General features: G+C 66.1%; 20 protein-coding genes and 1 pseudogene. 7 read left to right on the top strand and 14 right to left on the bottom strand.

The window, feature by feature from the left end; genetic code table 11:
- The first annotated feature begins 120 nt into the window (after positions 1–120).
- From OK17_RS14715 to OK17_RS14700, 4 genes are all read left to right on the top strand, one after another.
- Positions 121–483 carry a hypothetical protein gene (locus OK17_RS14715; RefSeq protein ID WP_461417894.1) on the top strand — a complete coding sequence of 121 codons (363 nt, stop codon included), beginning with the start codon at positions 121–123 and terminating at the stop codon, positions 481–483.
- 2 nt (positions 484–485) lie between these two features.
- Positions 486–1,058 carry an RNA polymerase sigma factor gene (locus OK17_RS14710; protein ID WP_461417893.1) on the top strand — a complete coding sequence of 191 codons (573 nt, stop codon included), beginning with the start codon at positions 486–488 and terminating at the stop codon, positions 1,056–1,058.
- Positions 1,059–1,288: 230 nt separating this feature from the next.
- The gene (locus OK17_RS14705; protein WP_006865181.1) at positions 1,289–1,612 is read left to right on the top strand and encodes a hypothetical protein; all 324 of its coding nucleotides are present in this window, start codon (positions 1,289–1,291) and stop codon (positions 1,610–1,612) included.
- 68 nt (positions 1,613–1,680) lie between these two features.
- The gene (locus OK17_RS14700) at positions 1,681–2,619 is read left to right on the top strand and encodes an AlbA family DNA-binding domain-containing protein (protein WP_461417892.1); all 939 of its coding nucleotides are present in this window, start codon (positions 1,681–1,683) and stop codon (positions 2,617–2,619) included.
- An 88-nt stretch (positions 2,620–2,707) separates the two neighbouring features.
- Here OK17_RS14700 and OK17_RS14695 read toward each other — a convergent pair whose 3' ends face one another.
- On the bottom strand, positions 2,708–3,586 hold the full coding sequence (locus OK17_RS14695) for an endonuclease domain-containing protein (RefSeq protein ID WP_406566952.1): 879 nt from the start codon (positions 3,584–3,586) through the stop codon (positions 2,708–2,710).
- A gap of 76 nt (positions 3,587–3,662) precedes the next feature.
- Between OK17_RS14695 and OK17_RS14690 the strand changes: the two genes are divergently transcribed.
- From OK17_RS14690 to OK17_RS14680, 3 genes are read left to right on the top strand one after another with little or no spacing between them, the layout of a single operon-like run.
- Positions 3,663–4,076 (top strand): glyoxalase superfamily protein, encoded by a 414-nt coding sequence (locus tag OK17_RS14690; protein ID WP_461417891.1) that lies wholly within the window; start codon positions 3,663–3,665, stop codon positions 4,074–4,076.
- 36 nt (positions 4,077–4,112) lie between these two features.
- Positions 4,113–5,336 (top strand): glutaminase A, encoded by a 1,224-nt coding sequence (gene glsA, locus OK17_RS14685; protein WP_461417890.1) that lies wholly within the window; start codon positions 4,113–4,115, stop codon positions 5,334–5,336.
- Entirely contained in the window at positions 5,333–6,334 is a 1,002-nt protein-coding gene (locus tag OK17_RS14680) for an alpha/beta hydrolase family protein (RefSeq protein ID WP_461417889.1), read from the top strand. The genes glsA and OK17_RS14680 overlap by 4 nt, the downstream gene beginning before the upstream one ends.
- A gap of 66 nt (positions 6,335–6,400) precedes the next feature.
- Here OK17_RS14680 and OK17_RS14675 read toward each other — a convergent pair whose 3' ends face one another.
- From OK17_RS14675 to OK17_RS14615, 13 genes and pseudogenes are all read right to left on the bottom strand, one after another.
- Positions 6,401–10,357 (bottom strand): DNA-directed RNA polymerase subunit beta', encoded by a 3,957-nt coding sequence (locus tag OK17_RS14675; RefSeq protein ID WP_461417888.1) that lies wholly within the window; start codon positions 10,355–10,357, stop codon positions 6,401–6,403.
- A 38-nt stretch (positions 10,358–10,395) separates the two neighbouring features.
- Positions 10,396–13,902, bottom strand: coding sequence for a DNA-directed RNA polymerase subunit beta (gene rpoB, locus OK17_RS14670; RefSeq protein WP_232715817.1), 3,507 nt, complete (start codon positions 13,900–13,902; stop codon positions 10,396–10,398).
- 316 nt (positions 13,903–14,218) lie between these two features.
- Positions 14,219–15,088 carry a hypothetical protein gene (locus OK17_RS14665; protein WP_461417887.1) on the bottom strand — a complete coding sequence of 290 codons (870 nt, stop codon included), beginning with the start codon at positions 15,086–15,088 and terminating at the stop codon, positions 14,219–14,221.
- On the bottom strand, positions 15,088–15,750 hold the full coding sequence (locus OK17_RS14660; protein WP_461417886.1) for a hypothetical protein: 663 nt from the start codon (positions 15,748–15,750) through the stop codon (positions 15,088–15,090). The genes OK17_RS14665 and OK17_RS14660 overlap by 1 nt, the downstream gene beginning before the upstream one ends.
- Before the next feature lie 94 nt (positions 15,751–15,844).
- Entirely contained in the window at positions 15,845–17,086 is a 1,242-nt protein-coding gene (locus tag OK17_RS14655; protein ID WP_232715814.1) for an MCE family protein, read from the bottom strand.
- Entirely contained in the window at positions 17,083–18,411 is a 1,329-nt protein-coding gene (locus OK17_RS14650; protein ID WP_232715813.1) for an MCE family protein, read from the bottom strand. Before OK17_RS14650 ends, OK17_RS14655 begins: the two co-directional genes overlap by 4 nt.
- Positions 18,411–19,778 (bottom strand): MCE family protein, encoded by a 1,368-nt coding sequence (locus OK17_RS14645; protein ID WP_232715812.1) that lies wholly within the window; start codon positions 19,776–19,778, stop codon positions 18,411–18,413. The genes OK17_RS14650 and OK17_RS14645 overlap by 1 nt, the downstream gene beginning before the upstream one ends.
- On the bottom strand, positions 19,778–20,863 hold the full coding sequence (locus tag OK17_RS14640; RefSeq protein WP_006865194.1) for an MCE family protein: 1,086 nt from the start codon (positions 20,861–20,863) through the stop codon (positions 19,778–19,780). The genes OK17_RS14645 and OK17_RS14640 overlap by 1 nt, the downstream gene beginning before the upstream one ends.
- 5 nt (positions 20,864–20,868) lie before the next feature.
- Positions 20,869–21,951, bottom strand: coding sequence for an MCE family protein (locus tag OK17_RS14635; RefSeq protein WP_461417884.1), 1,083 nt, complete (start codon positions 21,949–21,951; stop codon positions 20,869–20,871).
- A complete protein-coding gene (locus tag OK17_RS14630; protein WP_461417883.1) occupies positions 21,948–23,279 on the bottom strand; it encodes an MCE family protein in 1,332 nt (443 codons plus the stop codon). Before OK17_RS14630 ends, OK17_RS14635 begins: the two co-directional genes overlap by 4 nt.
- Before the next feature lie 2 nt (positions 23,280–23,281).
- Positions 23,282–24,163 (bottom strand): MlaE family ABC transporter permease, encoded by an 882-nt coding sequence (locus tag OK17_RS14625; RefSeq protein WP_006865197.1) that lies wholly within the window; start codon positions 24,161–24,163, stop codon positions 23,282–23,284.
- 2 nt (positions 24,164–24,165) lie between these two features.
- Positions 24,166–24,972, bottom strand: a complete 807-nt coding sequence (locus OK17_RS14620; protein ID WP_006358237.1) for an MlaE family ABC transporter permease — start codon at positions 24,970–24,972, stop codon at positions 24,166–24,168.
- Between the two features lie 2 nt (positions 24,973–24,974).
- Positions 24,975–25,308 (bottom strand): annotated as a pseudogene (locus OK17_RS14615) (ABC transporter ATP-binding protein); the annotation flags it as partial.

The raw sequence follows: 25,308 nt of genomic DNA, 5'->3' as shown, positions 1-25,308 counted from the left end.
CGACACTCCTAGTCACGTGACGAGAATTGTCCATGACCGTCGACGTCCTGACAGTCGACCGGATGACGGTATCCGGGCCGGCGCCGCGTGCGTCGCAGATCCGAGCAGGAGCCGAACACCATGACCGACAACGACACCAGCGGGGACGACCCCCTCGACCGGGACGACTTCGAGTCCTGGCTGCGCGAGAGCGACCCGCCGAGCGAGCTGGCCGTACCGGCTGCGACCTGGGATTCCGCGGTCGAGACCGCCTTCGACCCGTCCCATGAACTGACCGAGGACCTGACCGCCGCGCCCGGCCCGGATCCTCTCGATGAGGAATCTGCCGACGGGTCCGGACTCGTCTGGTTCGATGACGATCTCGGCCGGGGTCTGGACGACACCTTCGACACCCCAGACGTTTTCGGCAGCGACGACGACGTCAGCGACGAGTCATTCGGTGAAATGACTTTCGACGACTCGAACCTCGGCGACGACTTCTGAGGATGGACACTTCGGAGGTGTATTCGTTGACCGACGAATCCGAATCGGGCGCAGACCTTCTCGAACGTGCGCGCTCCGGCGACCAGCAGGCGTTCACCATGCTCGTCGAACAGCATCGGGATCGGCTGTGGGCCATCTGTTTACGCATCACCGGCAATCAGCACGACGCCGAGGACGCTCTTCAGGACGCATTGGTCGCCGCGTGGCGCGCGATCGGCACCTTCCGGGGCGACGCGCAACTGTCGACCTGGCTGTACCGGATCGGGTCGAATGCGGCGCTCGCGCGCATCCGCAAACGATCCGACGCCGACGACATCGACGACCACGACCACGACCACGACCACGACCCGATCAGTTCCCTCGACGTCGCACAGCAGGTCGTCGTCTCCGACCGCATCCAGGAGGCGTTGTCGCAGGTCCCGGACGCGTATCGGGCCACCTTCGTGTTGCGGGTCTACGGCGAGCTGAGCTACTCCGAGATCGCCGAAGCACAGGGCATCGGCCTGCAGACCGTTCGCAGCCGCATCTCGCGCGCACGGTCCATCCTTTCGGAGTTGCTCGCGGACCTGCGTTAGCAGTCGTTGCTTTCTGTTAACGAATTCTGTTCTGCTGAACCATGTTTCAGCCAGTTGAATTATGGGAGGCCACTCGGTCCGCGGTTACGCTCATCCTCGTGCTCAACCGGCGGCCCAGATCATCTCATCGGATGACCGACTCCGCCCAGGGAACAAACACCGCCCGGTTCCTCTCCAAGTAACCAGAGCACGACAAACACCACCCACAGGATTCCCTGGAAGGAAACACCATGAGCGAGATCCCCGCAGACGCAGTACTCGTCGACACCGACGGTGACGGCACCATCGACGCCGCCCTGACCGACGTGGACGGCGATGGCGTCACCGATGCCGTCCTCGACACCGACGGCGACGGCCAGGCCGATTCCATCGCCTACGACACCGACGCCGACGGCGAGATCGATGTCATCGAGGCCGACACCGATGGGGACGGTTACACCGACCTCGCGGTCGCCGACACCGATGGCGACGGCACCTTCGACACCGCCGTCGACGACGAGGGCAATGTCGAGGTTGGCGACTTCGGCAGCATCGACGGCGGCGACGCCGTCTGACAGTCCACTCCCCGAGAAATCCCGGTCGCGCATCGCGGCCGGGGTTTCGTCCTTTCTAGACTGTCCGAGTGCGAACCGACCTGAGCAAACTGGCCGACCCCGACCGCGGAAACATCGGATCCCTGGAGTTCGCCATACCGGTGTGGGCCACCGCGACGGCGCTGGTGCTCGTCCTGATCGTGGCCTGGCTCTTCGGTTCCGTCGCGAAGTGGCTACTGCGCCGGCGGGCACGACTGAACACGACCACCTGCATGGTGCTCTCGATCATCGGCACCGCCGTCGGCCTGTACATCGCCGGCGCCGTCGACCACCGCATGGACATCTGGAGCCCGGTGACCATCCTGCTCGGTCTGGTGAGTTCGATCGTCGCGGTCGGCGCCTACGCGGTGATCGCAGCTCGGTTGCAGAGCCCGACCGACATCTCGGTCGCCGAACTCCTGGAGTCCGGGGAATCCGAACGGGTCGAATTCAAGTCGACCGCCCGCATGAACCTGCGCACCAAGCAGCGCGACCCCGCACTCGAGGCGGTGATCGTGAAGACGGTGGCAGCCTTCCTCAACTCCGACGGCGGGAACCTGCTGATCGGTGTCGACGACGACGGCACTCCCCTGGGTCTCGACGCCGATTTCACGCTGCTCCGCCAGCCCGACGCCGACCGGTTCGAACTGTGGCTGCGGGACCTCCTCACCACGATGCTCGGACAGAGCACCGCCGCCGAGGTGGGCATCTCCTTCGAGAAGGTTCCGCGCACCGCCGGGGACGCCGACGCCGACTGTCCGGCCGATGTCCTGGTGTGCCGGGTGGAGTGCACCCCGTCGCCGCGCCCGGTTTATCTGCGCGGCACGAAGAACAACGCCGTACCCGAATTCTGGGTGCGCGCAGGCAACTCCAGCCGGCAGCTCAGCGTCGACCAGGCCGCCGAATACGTCATGTACCGCTGGCCGCTCGGCGTCGGACGCGCGGTCGCCGCGCAGGTCCAGGCGGCCGTGCGGTTCTCGGCGGTCTGACCACCCGCCCACGGGCAACGCACCACTCGCCGGCCGAAAATCCGTCCCCCTGAGCCCTACTCGAGGGCATATTGCCCTCCGACCCCGCTCAGGGGGACGAGATCTCACGACGCCTCGGGTCGTCCTGGCGTCTGATGCGATGGCGGTCGGGTCGAGTGACGGCTCTGATGTCCTCGAGAACGCTTTCCCAGTCATAGAGAACGTCGTCATAGGTGACACGCATCGTCATCCAGCGGTCGATCAGAGTCATCCGGTCTCGTCGACGATCGTTCCGAAACGCTTCTGCGCTCGAGTGGTACTGCTGGCCATCGCACTCGATCAGCAGCGAGCCCACGCGCAGATCCGCCCGTTCGTGTCCTCCGATGGAGGGCTGAACCTCCACTTTGAAGCCGGTGGCGACCAGTCGAACGCGCGCGATCGATTCCGTGCCGGACTGAGATCGCGCATCGCAGCGCCCGAACAGTTCCGCCACCGCCTTCGTCACCCTGCCCATGTCTGCCTGTATGTCGGGGATGGTCAGCGGGGTCGTGCTCAGGATGGAGTCGACGGTCGCGACCCAGTCCTCCGGTTTCAGACAACGCGCCGCGCAACCCAGCGCGATCGGGATCGGATCGACAGCGGACACCACCGGAAGAGGTCGACCATAGCCCTGGCACCACCGAAAAGGGCCGGTCGGTCGGGCGGCGGACTTACGGTGTTTGGGCCGGCGAACGTGAGTCTCCTGGTATCCCGGAGGCACCCAGATCCCTTCGGAGCCGTGGGCTTTGTGAAACCGGAGCGCGGAAACGCACGACAACGCCCCACCGGCCGCCACTGCCGAGACCACTCGTTCGTCGGCGCCCTCTGCGCTCACCCAGCCGTGCGCTACCGGGTTCAGCCGACCCGCCCGGCGGGCTTCGGTCACGTCCACCGGGGACCAGCCCTTTGCCAGTAGTTCGCTGAGGGGGTAGACACCGCAATCTGACATATGTCTTGGACGCACCGATTCCTATTTCGGTTGCGCGTTTCCAGAAAGAGGACCGAAATCGTCCGCAATGCCTGGGATGGTGGTGTCACACCACAAGACCACGACATCAGGAGGAACCGTGAACTGGACACTCGAACTCGTCATCCTGCCGGTCAGCGACGTCGACCGCGCCCGCGACTTCTACGCGAAGATCGGCTTCAACGTCGACCACGACCACACGGTCTCCGAGGACGTTCGCTTCGTCCAGATGACCCCGCCCGGTTCCGCCTGCTCGATCGCGATCGGCAAGGGCCTCACCGACGCCGAGCCCGGTTCGGTGAAGGGGATGCAGGTGGTCGTCACCGACATCAACGCCGCGCGCGACCAATTGCTCGCCGCCGGTGTCGATCCCGGCGAGGTCGACGTGCAACCGTGGGGGCATTTCGTGTACTTCGCCGACCCCGACGGCAACCAGTGGGCCGTGCAATACATGCCGTATCGCGACAACTGACTGCCGCGCCGCGGGCGGTCGCGGATACGGTGGGATATGCGATCCCCCATCGACGACTATCTCCATCAGGTTCTCCAGGACTGCCGCGACGACGACGCCGGGGACGTCATGTCCGGCAATCGTGAACTCGAACGGGCGGATCCGTCGTCCTTCGGCATCGCGCTGGCCACCGTCGATGGCACCGTCTACACCGCCGGGGACGCCGACCACGAGTTCTCCATGCAGTCCATCGCGAAGTTGCCCGCCTACGCGCTCGCGCTTCGGGACCGGGGACTCGACGGCGTCCTCGACCGCGTGGACACCGAACCGTCCGGCGATGCCTTCAACGAGATCTCCCTCGAAGCCGAGACCGGCCGCCCCCGCAACGCACTCATCAACGCCGGCGCCATCGCCGTCCACGGCATGGTCGACGGCGACAGCGCCACCGAACGGGTCGACCGCATCGTCGACCTGGTGAGCACCCTCGCCGGTCGAGAACTGTCCGTCGACACCGACGTTCACTCCGCCGAACTGGCCTCCGACGACCACAACACCGCACTCGCCTACCTGCTGCGGTCCGCGGGCAAGCTCGAATACGAACCCGACGAGGTCGTCGACGGGTACGCCGCACAGTGCGCGATCAAGGTCAGCTGCCGCGACCTCGCGGTCCTGGGCTCGGTCCTCGCCAACGGCGGACTCTCCACGACGAAGGACGACGAACGCCTCCTCGAAGGATGGATCGCCCGACATCTGCTGTCGGTGATGGCCACCTGCGGCATGTACGACGGCAGCGGCAGCTGGATGGCCAAGGTCGGGATACCCGCGAAAAGCGGTGTGAGCGGTGCGATCCTGGGGGTTCTCCCCGGTCAGGTCGGGGTCGCGGTGTGGTCGCCGCGGCTCGACGAGCAGGGCAACAGCGTGCGCGGCGTCGCCGTCTTCGAAAGGCTCTCGCGCGACATGGAACTGCACATGATGCACGTCGCGCCGTCGGGCATGCCGGCGTTGCGGTCGGTCCACGAGGACGACGGCGCCACCGTTGTCGAACTCCAGGGCGACGTGCGGTTCGCGGGTGCGGAGATCATCGCAAGTCGCGCGTGCGAGGGGTTTTCGACGAACAAGGTGATCATCGACCTCACCCACGTCCGCGTGATGGACGACGCCGCACGAGGATTGCTGCGCGAGGTCGCGAAACGACTCGAGGACGACTACGACACCACCATCGAGGACCCGAACGACCTGATGGACGAAGGCCCCGACGATGAGGGCACCGACGAGAAGTGAGGAGCACGAAGCGGTTCCGAGTGTCGTGGATCGCGGCGCTCGCCGCCGTCGTCGTGCTCCTCGGAGTGGCCCCGGCAGCCGTACGGGCCGCCCCGGCCACCCAGCAGTCCGTGGAGGTGTCGTCGTCCCCCGTTGCCACCGAATGCGCGGGCAAACCCGTCCGGGTCGACGCCCGCTGGTACTTCCCCGCCGGTCGGCCCACCGCTCTCGTCTGGCTCCAGCACGGCTTCTCCCGTAGCGCGGCCAACCTCGATGCGCTGGCCCGCTCCTATGCGAGCACGGGTTTCCTCGTCGTCAGTCCGACGCTGGACTCGGTCAACCTCACCGGCTGTGCGGTCGCGTACAACATCGCCGACAACTCGGCCTTCGCCCGCACCATCGGCGGGGTGTTCGGCTCCGGCCGGGACGAGGGCAGCCCACTCGCGACGAGTCTCGTCCGGGCACGGAAAGCGGCACACCGGCCCGACGTGACGATGCCGTACCGAATGGTCTTCGCCGGGCATTCGGCCGGCGGCGAGTTCGTCGTGGTGGCGGCCGACGCGCTCCGTCGCTCCGACCCGGTTGCCTACCGGCGTCTGGCCGGCCTCATGTTGTTCGATCCCGTCAACTCGTTCTTCGGCGCCCACTTCGCCTCCGCCGCAGTATCTCTCGGGGCCGACCGGCTTCCGATCCGGGTGATCGCGTCGCAACCGTCGGTCTCGAACACGTTCGAATCCGGCGTTTCCATCCTCCAGCGGACGACGCGGCAGGACTTTCTCGGCTCGCGACTGGTCACCGGTGTCCACATCGACGCCGAAGGCGAGTCCACCGACCTCATCGGCGAACTGTCCGAACTCGCCGTGCCGCGTCCACGAAACGGTCGGGTCATCCACACCCTGGCCACCGGATGGTCGTCGGACATGGTGGCCGACACCATGACCCGCACCTACTACCCCGGCGGACGCTACTACGATCTCCTCCTCTCAACGGCCACCGTGACCACCCTTCCCGTTCGCTGAGATACCCCGGACAGCGAAAAGCCCTCGCACTCAACGAGTGCGAGGGCTTTTCAGCTGTCTTACGGCTTACCGGTATTCGTTGGAGAAACCGTAGTCGTCCAGCGGCACCGCAGCGCCGGCCGGAGCACCGAAGGTGCCGTCCGGGCTGTAGTAGGTGTCGTCGTACGACGGCACCGCGTAGGCCGCGGCACGTGCCTCTTCGGTCGGCTGAACCTGGATGTTGCGGTAACGGTTGATACCGGTACCGGCCGGGATCAGCTTACCGATGATCACGTTCTCCTTCAGACCGATCAGCTTGTCGCTGCGGCTGTTGATCGCCGCGTCGGTCAGGACACGCGTGGTCTCCTGGAACGACGCCGCCGACAGCCACGACTCGGTCGCGAGCGAGGCCTTGGTGATACCCATGAGCACCGGACGTCCGGCTGCGGGCTCGCCACCCTCGGTGACCACCTGACGGTTGGCCGCCTCGAACTCGGCACGCTCGACGAGCGAACCGGGCAGGAACTCGGTTGCACCGTGATCGATGATCGTCACGCGACGCAGCATCTGACGAACGATCGTCTCGATGTGCTTGTCGTGGATCGACACACCCTGGCTGCGGTAGACCTCCTGGACCTCGTTGACCAGGTGGATCTGCACCTGACGGGGACCCATGACGCGCAGGACCTCGTGCGGGTTGGCCGAGCCCTCCATGAGCTGCTGGCCGACCTCGACGTGGTCACCGTCGGCCAGGAGACGCTCGGAGCCGTCCTCGTGCTTGAACACGCGCAGACGCTGACGCTTCGAGATCTTGTCGATGACGACCTCTTCGGAACCATCGTCCGGGATGATCGTGATCTTGTAGAAGCGGTCGTCGTCCTCGAGGCGAATCCGGCCGGAGACCTCTGCGATCGGCGCGACGCCCTTGGGGACGCGGGCCTCGAAGAGCTCCTGGACACGCGGCAGACCACCGGTGATGTCGTCACCGACGCCACCCTGGTGGAACGTACGCATCGTCAGCTGGGTACCGGGCTCACCGATCGACTGGGCCGCGATGATACCCACGGCCTCACCGATGTCGACGAGCTTGCCGGTGGCCATCGAACGGCCGTAGCAGTGCGCACACACACCGGTGCCGGTGGCACAGGTGAGGACCGAACGGACCTTGACCTGTGCGATGCCGGCAGCGAGGAGAGCCTCGATGGCCGGGTCGCCGAGGTCGTGGCCGCGCTCGACGACGACGTTGCCGTCGGCGTCGACCGCGTCGGCGGCCAGGGTGCGTGCGTACGCCGAGGTCTCGACATGCGCGTCGCGGATGATCGAGCCGTCGGGCTGCTTCTCACCCAGCTGCACGTTGATGCCGCGCTCGGTGCCACAGTCGGTCTCGCGGACGATGACGTCCTGCGACACGTCGACCAGACGACGGGTCAGGTAGCCCGAGTCGGCGGTACGGAGAGCCGTGTCCGCCAGACCCTTACGGGCACCGTGCGTGTTGATGAAGTACTCGGCGACGGTCAGGCCCTCGCGGAACGAGGACTTGATCGGACGCGGGATGAACTCACCCTTCGGGTTGGTCACGAGACCCTTCATGCCCGACAGGTTACGAACCTGCGTCAGGTTACCGGTGGCACCCGACCTCGGGATCATGATGATCGGGTTGTCCTCGGGGTAGTACTCCTCCATGGCCTTACCGACTTCTTCGGTGGCCTGCTTCCAGATCTCCACCAGTGCGTCGCGACGCTCGTCCGGCGTGAGGGCACCGCGCTGGAACTTGCGCTCCAGACCGTCGGCACGCTCCTCGTAACGGTCGAGGATCTCAGCCTTCTGCGGCGGCACGAGCACGTCGGCCATCGACACGGTGACGCCCGAACGGGTGGCCCAGTAGAAGCCGACGTCCTTGAGCTTGTCGACGGTCTGGGCGACCACGATCATCGGGTAGCGCTCGGCGAGATCGTTGATGATCGCGGCCTGACGCTTCTTCGGCATCTGCTCGTCGACGAACGGGTACTCGATCGGCAGCAGCTCGTTGAAGAGCACGCGGCCCAACGTGGTGACGGTGGTCCACGGCTGTCCGAAACGCCATCCCTCGGGGAACAGCTCGGCCTCGACCTCGGCCGACGGACGCTGCCCGGTCAGACGCACCTTGATGCGCGACTGCACGGTGAGCTGACCGCGGTCGACGGCCATGATGGCCTCCGACGGGCTCGAGTAGACGCCACGCTCGATGTCTTCGGCGGTCGCCGGGGTGTACTCGCCTGCCGCACCCTCCTTGAGGGTGGTCAGGAAGTACAGACCGGTCACCATGTCCAGACGCGGCATGGCGAGCGGGCGGCCCGATGCCGGCGACAGGATGTTGTTCGACGACAGCATCAGGATGCGCGCCTCGGCCTGCGCCTCCGCGGACAGCGGCAGGTGCACGGCCATCTGGTCACCGTCGAAGTCGGCGTTGAACGCCTCACACACCAGCGGGTGCAGCTGGATGGCCTTACCCTCCACCAGCTGCGGCTCGAAGGCCTGGATACCGAGGCGGTGCAGCGTGGGCGCACGGTTCAGCAGAACCGGGTGCTCGGAGATGACCTCTTCGAGGACGTCCCACACCGCGGGGCGCTGACGCTCGACCATGCGCTTGGCCGACTTGATGTTCTGGGCCTGGTTCAAGTCGACCAGACGCTTCATCACGAACGGCTTGAACAGCTCGAGAGCCATCAGCTTCGGCAGACCACACTGGTGCAGCTTCAGCTGCGGGCCGACGACGATGACCGAACGGCCCGAGTAGTCGACGCGCTTACCGAGCAGGTTCTGACGGAAACGACCCTGCTTGCCCTTGAGCAGATCGCTCAGGGACTTCAGCGGGCGGTTGCCCGGTCCGGTGACCGGACGACCACGACGGCCGTTGTCGAACAGGGCGTCGACCGACTCCTGCAGCATCCGCTTCTCGTTGTTCACGATGATCTCGGGAGCACCGAGGTCGATCAGACGCTTGAGGCGGTTGTTGCGGTTGATGACGCGGCGGTACAGGTCGTTCAGGTCGGAGGTCGCGAAGCGGCCACCGTCGAGCTGAACCATCGGACGCAGCTCCGGCGGGATCACCGGCACGGCGTCGAGGACCATGCCCAGCGGCGAGTTGCCCGACTGCTGGAACGCGGCGACGACCTTCAGGCGCTTGAGAGCACGGAGCTTCTTCTGGCCCTTGCCGCTGCGGATGGTCTCGCGGAGCGACTCGGCCTCGGCATCGATGTCGAAGTTCTCCAGGAGCTTCTTGATCGCCTCGGCACCCATCGAACCCTGGAAGTACTCGCCGTAACGCTCTTCGAGCTGGCGGTACAGCTTCTCGTCGATGATGAGGTCGCCCGGGGAGAGCTTGACGAACTTGTCCCAGATCTCCTCGAGACCGTCGAGCTCACGCTGAGCGGAGTCGCGCATACGACGCATCTCGCGCTCGGCACCGTCGCGCACCTTGCGGCGCACGTCGGCCTTGGCACCCTCGGCCTCGAGCTCGGCGAGATCCTGCTCGAGCTTCTGCTGGCGCTCGTTCAGGTCAGCGTCGCGCTGATCGGCGACGGCCTTCTTCTCGACCTCCATCTCGGCCTCGAGGGTCGAGAGCTCGTTGTGACGCAGTTCGTCGTCGACGGCGGTGATCACGTAGGCGGCGAAGTAGATGATCTTCTCGAGATCCTTCGGCGCCAGGTCGAGCAGGTAGCCCAGCCGGCTCGGCACACCCTTGAAGTACCAGATGTGCGTGACCGGTGCGGCCAGCTCGATGTGGCCCATGCGCTCACGGCGCACCTTGGCCTTGGTCACCTCGACGCCGCAGCGCTCACAGATGATGCCCTTGAAGCGGACGCGCTTGTACTTACCGCAGTAGCACTCCCAGTCGCGGGTCGGTCCGAAGATCTTCTCGCAGAACAGGCCGTCCTTCTCGGGCTTGAGCGTGCGGTAGTTGATCGTCTCCGGCTTCTTGACCTCACCGTATGACCAGTTGTGGATGTCGTCGGCCGTGGCCAGGCCGATCTTCAGTTCGTCGAAAAAGTTGACGTCGAGCACTTGTTACCTTTCCAGAGCTCTGTTGTCAGTGGTGAGGATCAGTTGGCGAGGTCGTCGACGGTCGCCGACTCGTTGCGCGACAGGTTGATTCCGAGGTTGGCAGCAGCGCGCTCCAGGTCCTCGTCGTCGGTGTCGTGCATCTCGATGGCGGCACCGTCGGAGCTGAGCACCTCGACGTTCAGGCAGAGCGACTGAAGTTCCTTCAGAAGCACCTTGAACGACTCGGGGATGCCCGGTTCCGGGATGTTCTCGCCCTTGACGATCGCCTCGTAGACCTTCACGCGGCCCACCACGTCGTCCGACTTGATGGTGAGCAGCTCCTGCAGGGTGTATGCGGCGCCGTACGCCTGCATCGCCCAGCACTCCATCTCACCGAAGCGCTGACCACCGAACTGCGCCTTACCACCGAGCGGCTGCTGGGTGATCATCGAGTACGGACCGGTCGAGCGAGCGTGGATCTTGTCGTCGACCAGGTGGTGCAGCTTGATGATGTACATGTAGCCGACCGCCACCGGGTACGGGAACGGCTCGCCGGAACGACCGTCGAACAGCGTCGCCTTGCCGTCGCCGTTGACCATGACCTCACCGTCGCGGTTGGGCAGCGTCGAGGACAGCAGTCCGGTCAGCTCCTCCTCACGCGCACCGTCGAACACCGGGGTGGCGGTGTTGGTGTCGGGCTCCGCCGAGTACATGTCCTCGGGCAGGTTCGAGGCCCACTCCGGGACGCCCTCGGCCACGTTGATGTTCCAGCCGGCCTTGGCGATCCACCCGAGGTGGGTCTCCAGGATCTGGCCGATGTTCATACGACGCGGGACACCGTGGGTGTTCAGGATGATGTCGACCGGGGTGCCGTCGGGCAGGAACGGCATGTCCTCCTGCGGGAGGATCTTGCCGATGACGCCCTTGTTGCCGTGGCGACCGGCGAGCTTGTCGCCGTCCTGGATCTTGCGCTTCTGGGCCACATAGACGCGGACCAGCTCGTTCACGCCGGGCGCGAGATCGTCGTCGTCGTCGCGGCTGAACACGCGCACGCCGATGACCTTGCCGGTCTCGCCGTGGGGCACCTTCAGCGAGGTGTCGCGGACCTCACGGGCCTTCTCACCGAAGATGGCACGCAGCAGACGCTCTTCCGGGGTCAGCTCGGTCTCGCCCTTCGGGGTGACCTTGCCGACCAGGATGTCGCCGTCGCGGACCTCGGCACCGATGCGCACGATGCCGCGCTCGTCGAGGTCGGCGAGGACCTCGTCGGAGACGTTCGGGATGTCCCGGGTGATCTCCTCGGCACCGAGCTTGGTGTCGCGGGCGTCGATCTCGTGCTCCTCGATGTGGATCGAGGTCAGGACGTCCTCTTCCACGAGGCGCTGCGACAGGATGATCGCGTCCTCGTAGTTGTGGCCCTCCCACGGCATGATCGCCACGAGCAGGTTCTTGCCGAGCGCCATCTCACCGTTCTCGGTGCAGGGGCCGTCGGCGAGGACCTGGCCGGCCTCCACACGCTGACCCTCGTCCACGATCGGACGCTGGTTGGCGCAGGTGCCGTGGTTCGAACGCGCGAACTTGCGCATCCGGTAGGTGTCACGGGTGCCGTCGTCGGACATGACGGTGATGTAGTCGGCCGAGACCTCTTCCACCACACCGGTCTTGGACGACACGATGACGTCACCGGCGTCGACGGCGGCACGGAGCTCCATGCCGGTACCGACCAGCGGCGACTCGTTGCGCACCAGCGGCACGGCCTGACGCTGCATGTTCGCACCCATCAGGGCGCGGTTCGCGTCGTCGTGCTCGAGGAACGGGATCATCGCGGTCGCGACCGACACCATCTGGCGCGGCGAGACGTCGAGGTACTCGACATCGGTGGCGCCCACGAACTCCACCTCGGAGCCCTTCTTGCGCACCAGCACACGCTCGTCGGTGATACGGCCGCTGCCGTCGAAGTTGGTGTTGGCCTGACCGATGAGGAAGCGATCCTCCTCGTCGGCGGTCATGTACTGGATCTCGTCGGTGACGACACCGTCGACGACCTTGCGGTACGGGGTCTCGATGAAGCCGAACGGGTTGACCCGTGCGTACACCGAGAGCGAACCGATCAGACCGATGTTCGGACCCTCAGGGGTCTCGATCGGGCACATACGGCCGTAGTGCGACGGGTGGACGTCGCGCACCTCGAGGCCGGCACGCTCACGGCTCAGACCGCCCGGGCCCAGCGCCGACAGACGACGCTTGTGGGTCAGACCCGACAGCGGGTTGTTCTGGTCCATGAACTGCGACAGCTGGCTGGTTCCGAAGAACTCCTTGATCGCCGCCACGACGGGACGGATGTTGATCAGGGTCTGCGGGGTGATCGCCTCGACGTCCTGGGTGGTCATGCGCTCACGCACGACACGCTCCATACGCGAGAGGCCCACGCGGATCTGGTTCTGGATCAGCTCGCCGACGGTACGCAGACGACGGTTGCCGAAGTGGTCGATGTCGTCGACCTCGACGGGAACCTCCACACCACCGGGCACGGTCATGTAGGTGGTCGTGTGCGGGTCGGCCTCGTGCAGACGCACCAGGTACTCGACGGTCGCGATGATGTCCTCGCGGGTCAGGGTCGACTCGCCGAACATCGGGTTGTCCGTCAGGCCCAGCTTCTTGTTGACCTTGTAGCGGCCCACGCGGGCGAGGTCGTAGCGCTTGTCCTTGAAGAACAGGTTCTCCAGGAGGTTCTCCGCGGACTCCTTGGTCGGCGGCTCACCCGGACGCAGCTTGCGGTAGACCTCGAGCAGCGCCTCGTCCTGGTTGGCGGTGTTGTCCTTCTCCAGGGTCGACATCATGATCTCGGAGAAGCCGAAGCGCTCGGTGATCTCCTCGGTGGTGAAACCGAGGGCCTTGAGCAGCACGGTGACCGGCTGACGGCGCTTGCGGTCGATACGCACACCCACGGTGTCGCGCTTGTCGACGTCGAACTCCAGCCACGCACCGCGACCCGGGATCACCTTGACGGTGTGCAGGGTCTTCTCGGTGGCCTTGTCGATCGACGCGTCGAAGTACACGCCGGGGCTGCGGACCAGCTGGCTCACCACGACACGCTCGGTGCCGTTGATGATGAAGCTGCCCTTGTCGGTCATGATCGGGAAGTCGCCCATGAAGACGGTCTGCGACTTGATCTCACCGGTGTTGTTGTTGATGAACTCAGCGGTGACGAACAGCGGCGCCGCGTAGGTCATGTCCTTGTCCTTGCACTCCTCGACGGAGGCCTTGACCTCGTCGAAGTGCGGCTCGGAGAACGACAGGGACATCGACCCGGAGAAGTCCTCGATCGGGGACAGCTCGTGGAGGATGTCCTCCAGCCCGCCCGTCGGGTTCTCTTCTCCGCGGGCGATCGCCTTGGCGCGCCACTCCGGGGACCCGACGAGCCATTCGAAGGAATCGAGTTGGAGGTCGAGGAGGCCGGGAACCTCCAGCGGCTCGCTGATCTTTGCAAACGACGCGCGATGCGGCGCGCCGGGGATTGTTGAGGTGGACTGGCGGTTGACTGCCAAGATGCGTCCTTCCAACACGACGTTATTCACAACCTAGATGTGCGGTGGCTTGATGGGCCGTTCGCTGGTGACACCCTGAGATCGGCGATCACCGCAGCACACACAACTAAGAGTGGCCGTAGAAGGATCGATTGATGGACAGGAGGCAGCCAGCGCAACGTCCAACTGTAGCAGAAAATAGACGTACTTTGTCAAGCCCGTCAAGAAACGATTTCGCACGGGTGGCTGCCTGCACTCAATCGCTGGTCACAGACTGGCCCGACAACGCCCAAACGTCAAGCGGTACGCGCCAATTTCGCGAACTTGTCCCCGGACTCACCCGGCGACCTGGCGATCAGAACGGCTCGACGCCCTGGATCCGCCAGGTGTCGCCCTCCCTGACCATGGCGAACTGCGCACGCGGGGCCCCGCTGTTGGTGGCCATGCTGTTCTGCGTCTCGCTGATGATCAGGTTGGCGATCACGGTCGCACGGTCGCCGGTCAGGTCCTTGACGCCCAGGGCGTCGACCCGGCACTCGGCACCGGTCTTGGTCTGCGTGATCAGGTCCTTCTGCGCCTTGAAGGTCTTGTCGAACTCCTCGCGCGCCTGCCCCGTCAGGGCATCCTGTGCGCGCTTCTGCCAGTCGTCGAGCTCGGTGTGCTCGTAACCGAACACCGCGCAGATCCGTTGCTGCGCTTGCCCGGTCAGCTCCGAGGTGGCCTCGCGCTCGATGAAGGCCTTGTTCGGGCCGATGCTCGCGCCGGGGTGGAAGGCGAGGACCAGGGCGACGATGCCGAGCACCACCGCGACCGCGGCGAGGATCGCCGCGAGCGGGGTCGACCGCACCTTCTCGCCCACGCCGCTCCCCCGCCGGCCACGAGGGCCGTCCGCGGAGGTGTCCGACGCCGAGTCCGCCGCGGTCGGGTCGGTCGCGCTGGGACGCAGGGTCGAGACCCGGGAGACCGGCCGCTTCGGCTTGGTCAGGTCGGGCTTGCTGGAATCAGACTTGGTGAGGTCGGGCGTGGCCGGCGCCTCGTCGGTGGTGACCTCGTCGGACTTCGACATGGAGACACCTGCGTCGGTGGTCGGCTCGTCGGACGTCGACGGGGAGACACCGGTGTCGGTGGTGACCTCGTCGGACTCCGGCCGGCCGGGACGGGTGTGTCCGGCGACCTTCGGCGTCGGACGACGCTTTCCTGCGGGCTTCTTCGGGTTCTGGGCCATCAGTTTCCGCCTCCCGGTGCCGGCGCGGGCGCCTGGCCGTTTCCGGCCTGACCCGCGTCTGCGTAGGCGATGCCTTCCAGGCCGAGGAGGTTCTCGGCCTTCCAGAGGTCGCCGTCCTTGACCATGCTCACGTCGAATCCGCGCGTCTCGTCGACGCCGGGCTGGCCGGGCCGCTCGAGGGTCGTGATGACGTAGACGAGGACCTTGGCCTTCTTCTCGTCGGGGTTGACCTCGGTCGGTGCGCTGCGCACCAGGCGCGCGCTGAGCTTCGCGGCCTCGGGTCCCGCCTGCGACAGCATGTCGAGGACACTGCCGTCCTTGCCGCCGAGCACCTCGTCCTTGGCCTTACCGGTCAGGGAGGCCTCGGCACGCTTCTTGAAGCCGTCGAGATCGGTGGGGTCGATCGTGGTGACGTTCAGTACGGCCTGCTCGGCCGCCTGGGTGGCGTCGTCACGCGTCTGCTGCGCGGGGTACTGGTTCGCGTAGACGTCGTAGGCGCGCACTCCGAACACGACCACGCAGACCGTCGCCGCGATCACCGCGATGATCGCCAGGGCGAGCGGCGCGACACCGGCGATCCGCGTCAACGCGGGGCGGGTGCTCGCCTTGGTCGGATCAGTGTCCGAGTGTGCTGGGTCTGAGGGTTCGGGGGTGCCAGTCATAGCAGAAGACACTGTATAGATCGCTCCTGAGCGCGGGCCAAGGCCGAGAGTCCACCGGGAAGCGGAGTCCGGGCCCTGGACGGCCTGCGTTCGTCTACTTGGGCCGCACCCCGAGCAGCGCTGCGAGCTGCTGGGCCAGCGGGTTGAGGTTCAGCTTGTCGGGGTCCTTCTTCGGCGTGGAGTCCCACGGCTGCGGGTACGCGGGATTCGCGTACTGCGCACGATCCGCACCGCGCACACCCGTCGGATTGCCGAGCGGCACGGTGCACTTGGCCTCGGTGTTGAACGGGAATTCGTCGTAGTGCTTGTCGAAGTTCGGGTTCTTGCGTCGCATCTCGGCCATGAGCGCGTCGGTGCTCTCGTAGCCCCGGGTACATGCGGCGGGGTTGTTGGTCTCGAGGACGACGCCGAAGTGGATCTGGCCGTCACCGGGCGCCGGCGAGTGGCTACCGGCCGACAGCGCGGACAGCATCGCGACGGTCGTCGAGATGTTGTAGGTCGCCGGCTCGATGGTGCGGGAGACCTCGGCGAGGTCCTTCACCACCTTGGAGATGTCGTTGCCGTTCTTCTGGATGAGCTCGGAGATCTCCGTCGCCGACAGCGTGCCGGTGGTGAGCAGACGACGCAGGTCGGGATCGGAGGTCGCGAGAGTCGCGGTGACCAGGTTGAGGTTCCGCGACCACGTGAGGATCGCATCCGACTGGTCGGCCTGCGTCTCGAGGACGACGTTCGAGTCCTGGATCAGCGACACGACCTGGGGCAGGTTGTCGACGCCTGCACGCGACAGCTTCCCCAGCGAGTCGACGAGGCGGGTCAGGTTCTCGCTCTGACCGTTGAACGCCTTCCCGAGCTCGGTGATCACGATGTTCAGGTCGTCCACCGGGATCGACGAGGTGAAGTCGATCGCCGACTTCACGACGTCCTCCAGCGGCTCGGGCAGCTTGGACTTCGTGATGACGTCGCCGTCCTTCAGGTACGGCCCCTCCGCGGAGGTCGGCTGGAGGTCGACGTACTGCTCACCGATCGCCGAACGAGACGCGACGACCGCGGTCGCCGACGCCGGGATGTCCGGGCCGCCGGAGTCGATGTCGAGCTTCACGTCGACGCCGGTCTTGGTCAGCGTCATCCCGCCGACGCGTCCGACCGGCACGCCCTGATACGAGACCTCGGCGTTGGTGAAGATGCCGCCGGAATCGGGCAGCTCCGCGGTGACCGTGTACATGCCGACACCGGCGAGCTTGTCGAGCCGCGCATATTTGGCACCGACATACACCAGCGCGATCAGGCCGACGACGACGAACACGATCAGCTGGATCTTGACGAGTCTGCTGGTCATCGTCCTGCTCCTGTAGGTGCCTGCGACTTGGGTGCGATACCCAACGCCGCGAGCGGGCCGTCGAGAATGCCCTGTCCCGGCTTCGCAGGCGCGGGCATCGGGCCGGCGCCCTCGGCCGATCGTGAGAACGATGCCGCCGGGTAACGCCCGCCGGACGGCGGCGTGTTCGGTCCCGGCCGCCAGTTCGGGCCGGGCGGCAACAGCGTGATGGTCGGCCAGCCGTAGCGAGGTCCGTTACCGCCGTAGTACGGGTTCCGCTTGTCGACGGGCACCTTCACGCGGGCCGGCGGCGAGTACTTCGGTGTCCCCTGCCCCACGCCGAGTGCCTCGATCTGGTTGAGGATGCGCAGGTCCAGGGTCATGAACAGGTTGGTCGCATCGCCCTTGACGCCGGGCAGCAGCCAGTCCGGGAACGGGTGGGTGAGGATCAGCGGTGCTGCGGTGATCGCGTCCGGGGCGGCCGCGGCGAGCTGGGTCAGCACCGGACGCAGCGCCTTGAGGTCGTTGATCAGGGCCTTGCGCGACTTGCCGAGCACGTCGGTGCCGACCTGGCCGAGCTCGTCGAGCTTGGTCAGCAGGTCGACGAACTGCGGGCGCTGTTCCTCGAGCACCTCGATGCCCTCGGGCAGTTGCTTGAGGATGCGGTCGATCTGTTCGGTCTGCGCCGCGGTCCGTTCGGACAGGTCGGCCAGCCCGTCGATCGCGCCGATGATGTCGTCACGCTGGCGGTTGAGGCCGGCGATCAGCTTCTCGGTCTGGTCGATCAGGTCGCGGACCTTGCCGGCCCGGCCGTCGAGCGCCTTGTTCAGTTCGGTGACGATCGGCTGGATCTGGTTGATACCACCGCCGGTGAGCAGCAGTGCCAGAGCACCGAGGACCTGCTCGATGTCGGTGGCGGTACGCGTCCGCGACACCGGGATCGGCTCGGCCGGGTTCTGGCGCGGAGCCTTCGCGCTGTCCTCCGGTTCGCTCAGTGACACGAACTTCTCGCCGAGGAGCGAGGTCTGCTGAACGCTCGCCTCGGACTCGTCGGAGAGGTCGACCTCGTTCTTGACCTCGACCGTGACCTGGGCGAACCACTGATCGTTCGGCACCTCGACCTTGGTCACGCGGCCGACGGGGATGCCGTCGCGCTTGACCATCGACTGGGGCACCAGGTCGAGCACGTCGTCGAACTGGATCTTGTAGGTGCGCGGGTTGCTGCCGGTGTCGACGCCGCCGGGCAGCGGCAGCGACTGGATGCCGTTGGACATACAGCCCGACACGAGAACCGTGAGTGACAGGGCTGCACCGGCCAGGGCCATTCGCATGGACCGTCGGTTCATCAGTTGCCTCCCCGGGGACGCGGAGTGCTCGAGGGCGACGGCTTGGAAGTCGTCGGCTTCGGCTTCGACGTGGTCGGCTTCGGCTTGGTCGTGGCGGCCGAACCGAGCTCGGGATCGGGGTTACCGGGGACCGTGCCCGGTACCGGCGCCTTCTGCAGCTTGTTGTTGCTCATGATGCCGAAGGGCAGGACGGGCAGCATCGGCTCGAGCACGCCGTCGGTGATCTGCTTGCCGAGTGCCTCACACTGGCTGATCAGCGGTCGGAGCGTGTTGCTGAACTGCGTGGCCTGCGGATTGCCCGGGAGCAACTGGCCGAGGTCGAGCAGACGGCACTGCGCACCGATCAGGTCCTGCAGATCCGGGATGGTCAAGCGCATCGCCAGGGTTCCCGACTCCGCGTCGTAGGCGTTGATCAGGTTGCTGATGGTGACCGGCAGGACCGTCAGGATCTCCTTGAGATTGTCCTTGCGGTTGAGCAGTGTCTGCGTCGTCGGCTGCAGGTCCTTGACGGTCTCACCGATCTGCTCGCGGTTGTCGTCGAGGAATCCCGCCACGTCGCCGAGCGCGACGGACAGCTTGTTCAGCGCAGCTGCGAGCTGTTCGCGCTCACCGGCGAGGAACTTGTTGAACGACGCCATCTGCGTGTTGAACTGGCGCACCTGGGCGTCGTTCTCGCGCAGGGCGCCGACGAAGGTGTTGAGATTCTTGACGGTGTCGAAGAGGTTCCCCCGCGAATCGCTGAGGGTCGTGCTGGCCTTCGACAGGTTCTCGATGGCGGCGCCGAGCTTGTCGCCGTTGCCCTCGAGGTTCGCGGCACCGGTCGCGACGAGTTCGCTCACCGCACCCTGCCGTCCGGTGCCATCGGTCTTGTTGGCACCGTCGGGACCGAGCGCGTCGGACAGTTCCTTGACGCTGGCATAGAGCTCGTCGACCTCGACCGGGACCATGGTCTGGTCCACGCCGAGAGTGATGTCCCGCCCGGCCTTCGGCCCACCGGAGTAGGCGGGGGTCAGCTGCACGTAGCGGTCGGCGACGACCGACGGGATCACCTGCACGGCACGGACGTCCTCGGGCAGGGTGATGCCGCGGTCGACGGTCATCGTCACCTTCACGGTGTCGCCCTGCGGCGTCACCGAGTCGACCTTGCCCACGGCGACGCCGAGGATGCGGACGTCGGAACCGGAGTAGATACCGACCGACCGCTTGAAGGTCGCGGTGATCTTGGTGGTCCCCATCGACGAGAACACCCACCACAGTGCGCCGGCGACGACCAGCGCGAGGATCAGTCCGAGGACGAGCGCCACGATGTGGCGCGGGGTGAACCAGCGGCCGGGACCGGAGGTCTGTGTCAGGTCTGGCGCGGTCATCAGCCTGCCTCCGTTCCGCCGTTGTTCTGTTCGAGCGTCTTCTTGTTGGGCGGACGTGTCGTGTTCTGCTGTGGCAGTGCCGGCGGCAGGAGGTTCACGACGGACGACTCGAACCAGCGACCGTTGCCGAGCACGTTGGCGTAGAGCCGGTAGAACGGCGCCATGTACTTGATCGAGTCGTTGAGGTTCTGGTTCTGACGCTGTAGCAGCTCGTTGACGCCCTTCAGCGCGTCGAGTGCCGGTCCGATCTGTTCCTCGTTGTCACGCACGATCCCGGTGAGCGAGTCGCCGAGGCTCGTCGTGCTGGCCAGCAGCGCGGAGATGGCCTGCTGCCGGTTGTTCAGTTCGTCGAGCAGCTGTCCCGCGCCGCCGATGAGGCGCACGAACTCCTCGTTGCGATCGGCGAGCAGCTTCGAGGTGTCCTTGGTCGCGGCGAGGAGCTTCTGCACCTCCTGGTCGCGGCTGGCGATCGTGTTGGACAGACGCGCCAGGCCGTCGAGCGCCGGACCGGTGGTGCCCGCGGTGCCGGAGAAGGCATCGGAGAGCACCCGCATCGACTCGGCCAGCTGGTCGTTGTCGAAGTCCTCGATCTGGTTCGCCGCAGCCGAGAAGGCTTCGATGACGTCGTACGGGGCGACCGTGTCGGTCAGCGGGACATCAGGATCGGCGGGTTCGCTGCCGCGCGGGTTCAGCGACAGGTACTTCTGACCGAGGATCGTCTTGATCTGGATCGACGCCTGTGTCTGGTCACCGATCCAGGTGTTCTCCACCTTGAAGGTGACGTCGACCTTGTCGCCGTTGAGCTTGACGTCGTCGACCTCGCCGACCTTCACACCGGCCACGCGCACCTCGTTGCCGGGCTTGAGCCCGGCGGCCTCGGAGAACTCCGCGGTGTAGCGGGCTCCCGCACCCAGCAACGGGACGTCGGTCAGGTAGAAAGCGCTGAGTCCCAGCATCATCAGGATCAGGATGCCGATGGCACCGATGCTCACCGGACTGCGTCGACCACCGAACCGGCGATGGGGGTGCTGCTTCGGCGCATCCGCCTCGGCTGCGTCGTCCTTGTTGTCGTTCTGATCTGCCATCGTGGTCACCCCCCTGGCTTCTCGTCGGCCCAGCAGCGGGTTGCCGCGCTGGTGTAGAGCACGTGATTGATGTCGGGCAGCGGTACCAGCGGCTGCGTCAACAGCGGCGACTTGCCGGTGCCGGCGACCACGTCGATGCCGCACAGATAGAACTGGAACCAGGAGCCGAAGGTCGCGGCCCGGCCGATCTTCTGCAGCTTGATCGGCAGGTTGGTCAGCGTCTCCTCGATGTCCTTGTCGCGCTTGTTGATCTGGTCGGCGAGCGACTTCAGACCGGCGATGTCGCCCTGGATGGACGGACGTGTCGCACCGAGGATGTTCGCCGTGACCGAGGTCAGGTTCGAGACCGAGCTGATCGCCGAGCCGACCGAACCGCGCTGTGCCGCAAGGCCGGTCACGAGCTTCTCGGTGTTGTCGAGGAGGCTGGTGAACTGCTCGTCGTTGCGGTTGACCGTGTCGAGCACCTTGGTGAGGTTGCCGATCAGGTCACCGATGACCTTGTCCTTGTCGGCGATCGCGTTCGTCAGGTCCGCGGTGTCGCTGACCAGGCGCGTGATCGAGCCGCCCTGACCGTCGAAGATCGCGATGATCTGCTCGGTCAGCTTGTTGACGTCCTCGGCCGAGAGCTGCTGGAACAGCGGACGGAAACCGTTGAACAGTTCGGTGAGGTTCACCGGCGGATGCGTGTCGACCCGTCCCGGCTGCAGTCCGAAGGTGTGGCCCTGCCCCACGGTCTTCGTCGGGTCGCCCGCTCCCTGCTCGAGTCCGAGGTACCGCAGACCGGTGAGGTTGCGGTAGCGGATGTAGAGCTGGGTGCCGTCCGGCAACCGGTCGCGGTCGACGTTGAACGAGACCATCGCCCGGCTGCGGTCGTAGACCTCGACCTTCTCCACCTGTCCCACGCGGACACCGGCGATACGGACGTCGTCTCCGGAGTTCAGCAGGGTGGCGTCGGAGAAGACGGCCCTGAACTTCGCGTCACCGTCACCACCGGCGTTCGCGATGGTGAGCGCGAGCAGGCTGGTGGTGACCACGGTGACGACCGCGAAGATGATCAGCTTGACCAGGGGCGCGACGATCGACCTCATTTGATGTCGACCTTCGCTCCCTGGAGGGCGCCGCCGGCGATCATCGTGACCCAGGTCGGCACCGACTCCGGTGTCTCACCGGTGGTCGCGCCGTAGATGACCTGGAGCTGCTTGCGGTAGTCCGGGTCGTCGAACGGGTTGGGCTTGACCGATCCCGCGGGGATGCCGCTGAACTGCGGCTGCGGGAGCGACTTGACGGTGCGCGGGCCGGCGTTGCGTGACGGCGGCTGGTAGCTGCCGTCGGCGAGGCCGCCACCCGGGTACTGCGGGAACGGGCGACCGTCCTTGGCGGGCTCGTAGCACACGGCGGGCGGGTCGAGATCCATGAAGCGGGGTTCGTCCTGGTTCGGTAGGTATCGGCCACGGGGGTTGACGAACTGCAGGTTCACGCGCACGCCGGGGTTCTCGGTGCCCTGGCCCACGATGTTGCGTGACTCGGGGACCAGACCCGCGAAGTTGCGGAACGTGCAGACGAACGTCGGGGACTGCTTGGCCAGCCCGACGAGGAGCTGCTCGGAGTCGACCGCAAGGTCGATCAGGTCGGTGCGGTTCTGGCGGAGCCAACCGGTGAGGTCGTCCGACGCCACACCGAGGGTTGCGATCAGGGTCCGCAGATCGCCCTGGCGTTCGACGATGGTGTTCGACGTGGTGCGGAACGAGTCCAGCGCGTCGACGACGTCGGGCAGTGCCTGCGAGTAGGTCTGCGAGAAGGTCGCCAGACCCTCGAGGGTGCCCTCGAGGTCGGGCAGGTTCTTGTTGACCTCACCGAAGATCTGGTCGAGCTCCTCGAGCGTGGTGCCGAGCTGCTCGCCGCGACCCGACAGCGCCTTCGACAGCGAGGTGAGCGTCGCGTTGAGATCCTGCGGCGGGATCGCCTCGAGCACCGGCAGCAGATCGTCGAACAACTGCTGGACCTCGAGAGCGTTGCCACTCTTGTCGGTCTCGATGGTCGCGCCGTTCTTCAGCGTCGGACCGTTGTTGTCCTCGGGAACCTGCAGCGCCACGTACCGCTCACCGAAGAGCGTCTTCGGCAGGATGCGCGCGGTGGTCTTGTCGGACAGCTCCGAGGCCTTGGTCGGATCGAGGCCGAGGATGACCTCCACCGAGCCGTCCGGCGCGGGCTTGACCGCGCGGACCTCGCCGACGATCATGCCGCGCGCCTTCACGTCGGCGTTCGCGGGGAGCGCGTTGCCGGTGGAGTCGGTCAACAGGGTGACGTCGGTGAAATCCTGGAACGTCTTGTTGAACTTGGTGATGGTCGCGGTCAGGAACAGTGCGACCACGATGAAGAAGACCAGGCCGAGCAGCCTCTTACGCAGGGTCGACACGCCTAACCTCCCACTCTGACCGTCGTGGTGGTGCCCCAGATGGCGAGTCCCAGGAAGAAATCGAGGACCGCGATGAGGACCAACGCCGCTCGGACCGCGTGGCCGACGGCCACGCCCACACCTGCCGGACCACCGGATGCGTAGTAGCCGTAATAGCAGTGCACCAGGATGATCACGAAGGCGAAGACCAGCACCTTGCCGAACGACCAGAGCACGTCGGCCGGTGGCAGGAACAGGTTGAAGTAATGGTCGTACGAGCCGCCGGACTGCCCGTTGAAGACAGTCGTCACCACTCTCGAGGCGAGATACGCCGACAGCAGACCCAGCACGTACAGCGGGATGACGGCGATGAAGCCGGCGATCACGCGGGTCGACACCAGGAACGGGATCGACGGCACGGCCATCGTCTCGAGGGCGTCGATCTCCTCGGAGATGCGCATGGCGCCGAGCTGCGCGGTGAAGCCACAGCCGACGGTCGCGGACAGGGCGAGGCCGGCCACGAGGGGCGCCACCTCACGGGTGTTCACGTAGGCCGAGAGGAAGCCGGTCAGGGCCTGCGACCCGATCTGGTCGAGCGCGGCGTAACCCTGCAGGCCGACGACGACGCCGGTGAAACCTGACATCAGCACCATCACGCCGATGGTGCCGCCGATGACCGCGAGTCCGCCCGAGCCGAAGGCGACTTCGGCGAGCAGGCGCATGACCTCACGGGTGTAGTGCACCAACGTCTTCGGCATCCACGCGAGCGTGCGGCCGTAGAACGACATCTGCTCGCCGGCACCGTCGAGCACCTTGAGTGGTTTGCCCAGCTGTTTGCGGGCCTCGTACATGTAGTACTCGGGCCTGCTCTTGGCGATCGTCACGCCACCGCCACCATCGGTCACGTCTAGCTCCCCTTCGGCGGAACGATCTGCAGGTAGACCGCAGTGATGATCAGGTTGGCGAGGAACAGCAGCAGGAAGGTGATGACGACGCTCTGGTTGACGGCGTCACCCACACCCTTCGGTCCGCCCTTGGGGTTGAGCCCCTTGTAGGAGGCGACCACGCCGGCCAGCACACCGAAGATGGCTGCCTTCAGCGTCGAGACATAGAGATCGGGCAACTGGGCGAGAGCACCGAACGACGCCAGGTAGGCGCCCGGGGTGCCACCCTGCACCACCACGTTGAAGAAGTAACCACCACCGATGCCGATGACGGCGACGAGGCCGTTGAGCAGCATCGCGACCAGGACCATGGCCAGCACGCGCGGGACCACGAGACGCTGGATCGGGTTGATGCCCAGCACCTCCATGGCGTCGATCTCCTCACGGATGGTGCGCGAACCGAGGTCGGCGGCGACCGCCGATCCGGCCGCACCCGCGATGAGCAGCGAGGTCACCAGTGGCGACCCCTGCTGGATGACGACCAGCACGCTGGCCGCACCGGTGTACGACTCGGCACCGAGCTGTTTGATCAGCGAGCCCGTCTGCAAGGAGACGATGGCGCCGAACGGAATCGCGATCAGGGCGGTGGGCAGGATCGTCACACTGGCGATGAACCACGCCTGCTGGATGAACTCCCGCCACTGGAACGGGCGCACAAAGGTCTGGCGTGCAACATCGACGAAGAGCTGAACAATATTGCCGGTCTGGGCGAGAGCACCTGTTCCGGCCTGCGCGATTCGGTCGACGCCACGCGTGGTGGCATTCGTCATCCCTAGATGGTCCGCCCTTCGTTCCCGTCAGCAGCACGATGACTGGGCTTGGTCAGTGCGTCGCCGCCACCGGGCGTCTGCCACTGCTCGGTCGGCGCATCGCTGCCGCCGTAGTCGATGACGTCGGTCTTGGCGTCGGCCACGGCCACGTTCCCGTCCGAGGCCTTGGTCCATTCGTTGTCACCCGAGTTGCCGTGGCGGCCACCGCCGCCGTTGGCCATGTCGTCGGCGTGCGCGCGGCTCTCGGCGCGGATCTGGTCTTCCTGCTCCTGGCTGCGCAGGATCGCCTCCTGCGCGTTCTGCGGCAGGTCGGGCAGCATCGCGTGGACGCGCTCG

The sequence above is a fragment of the Gordonia sp. GN26 genome, from assembly GCF_054823965.1.
Note: the sequence above shows the minus strand (reverse complement) of the source record. Positions and strands in the feature narration are given on the sequence as shown.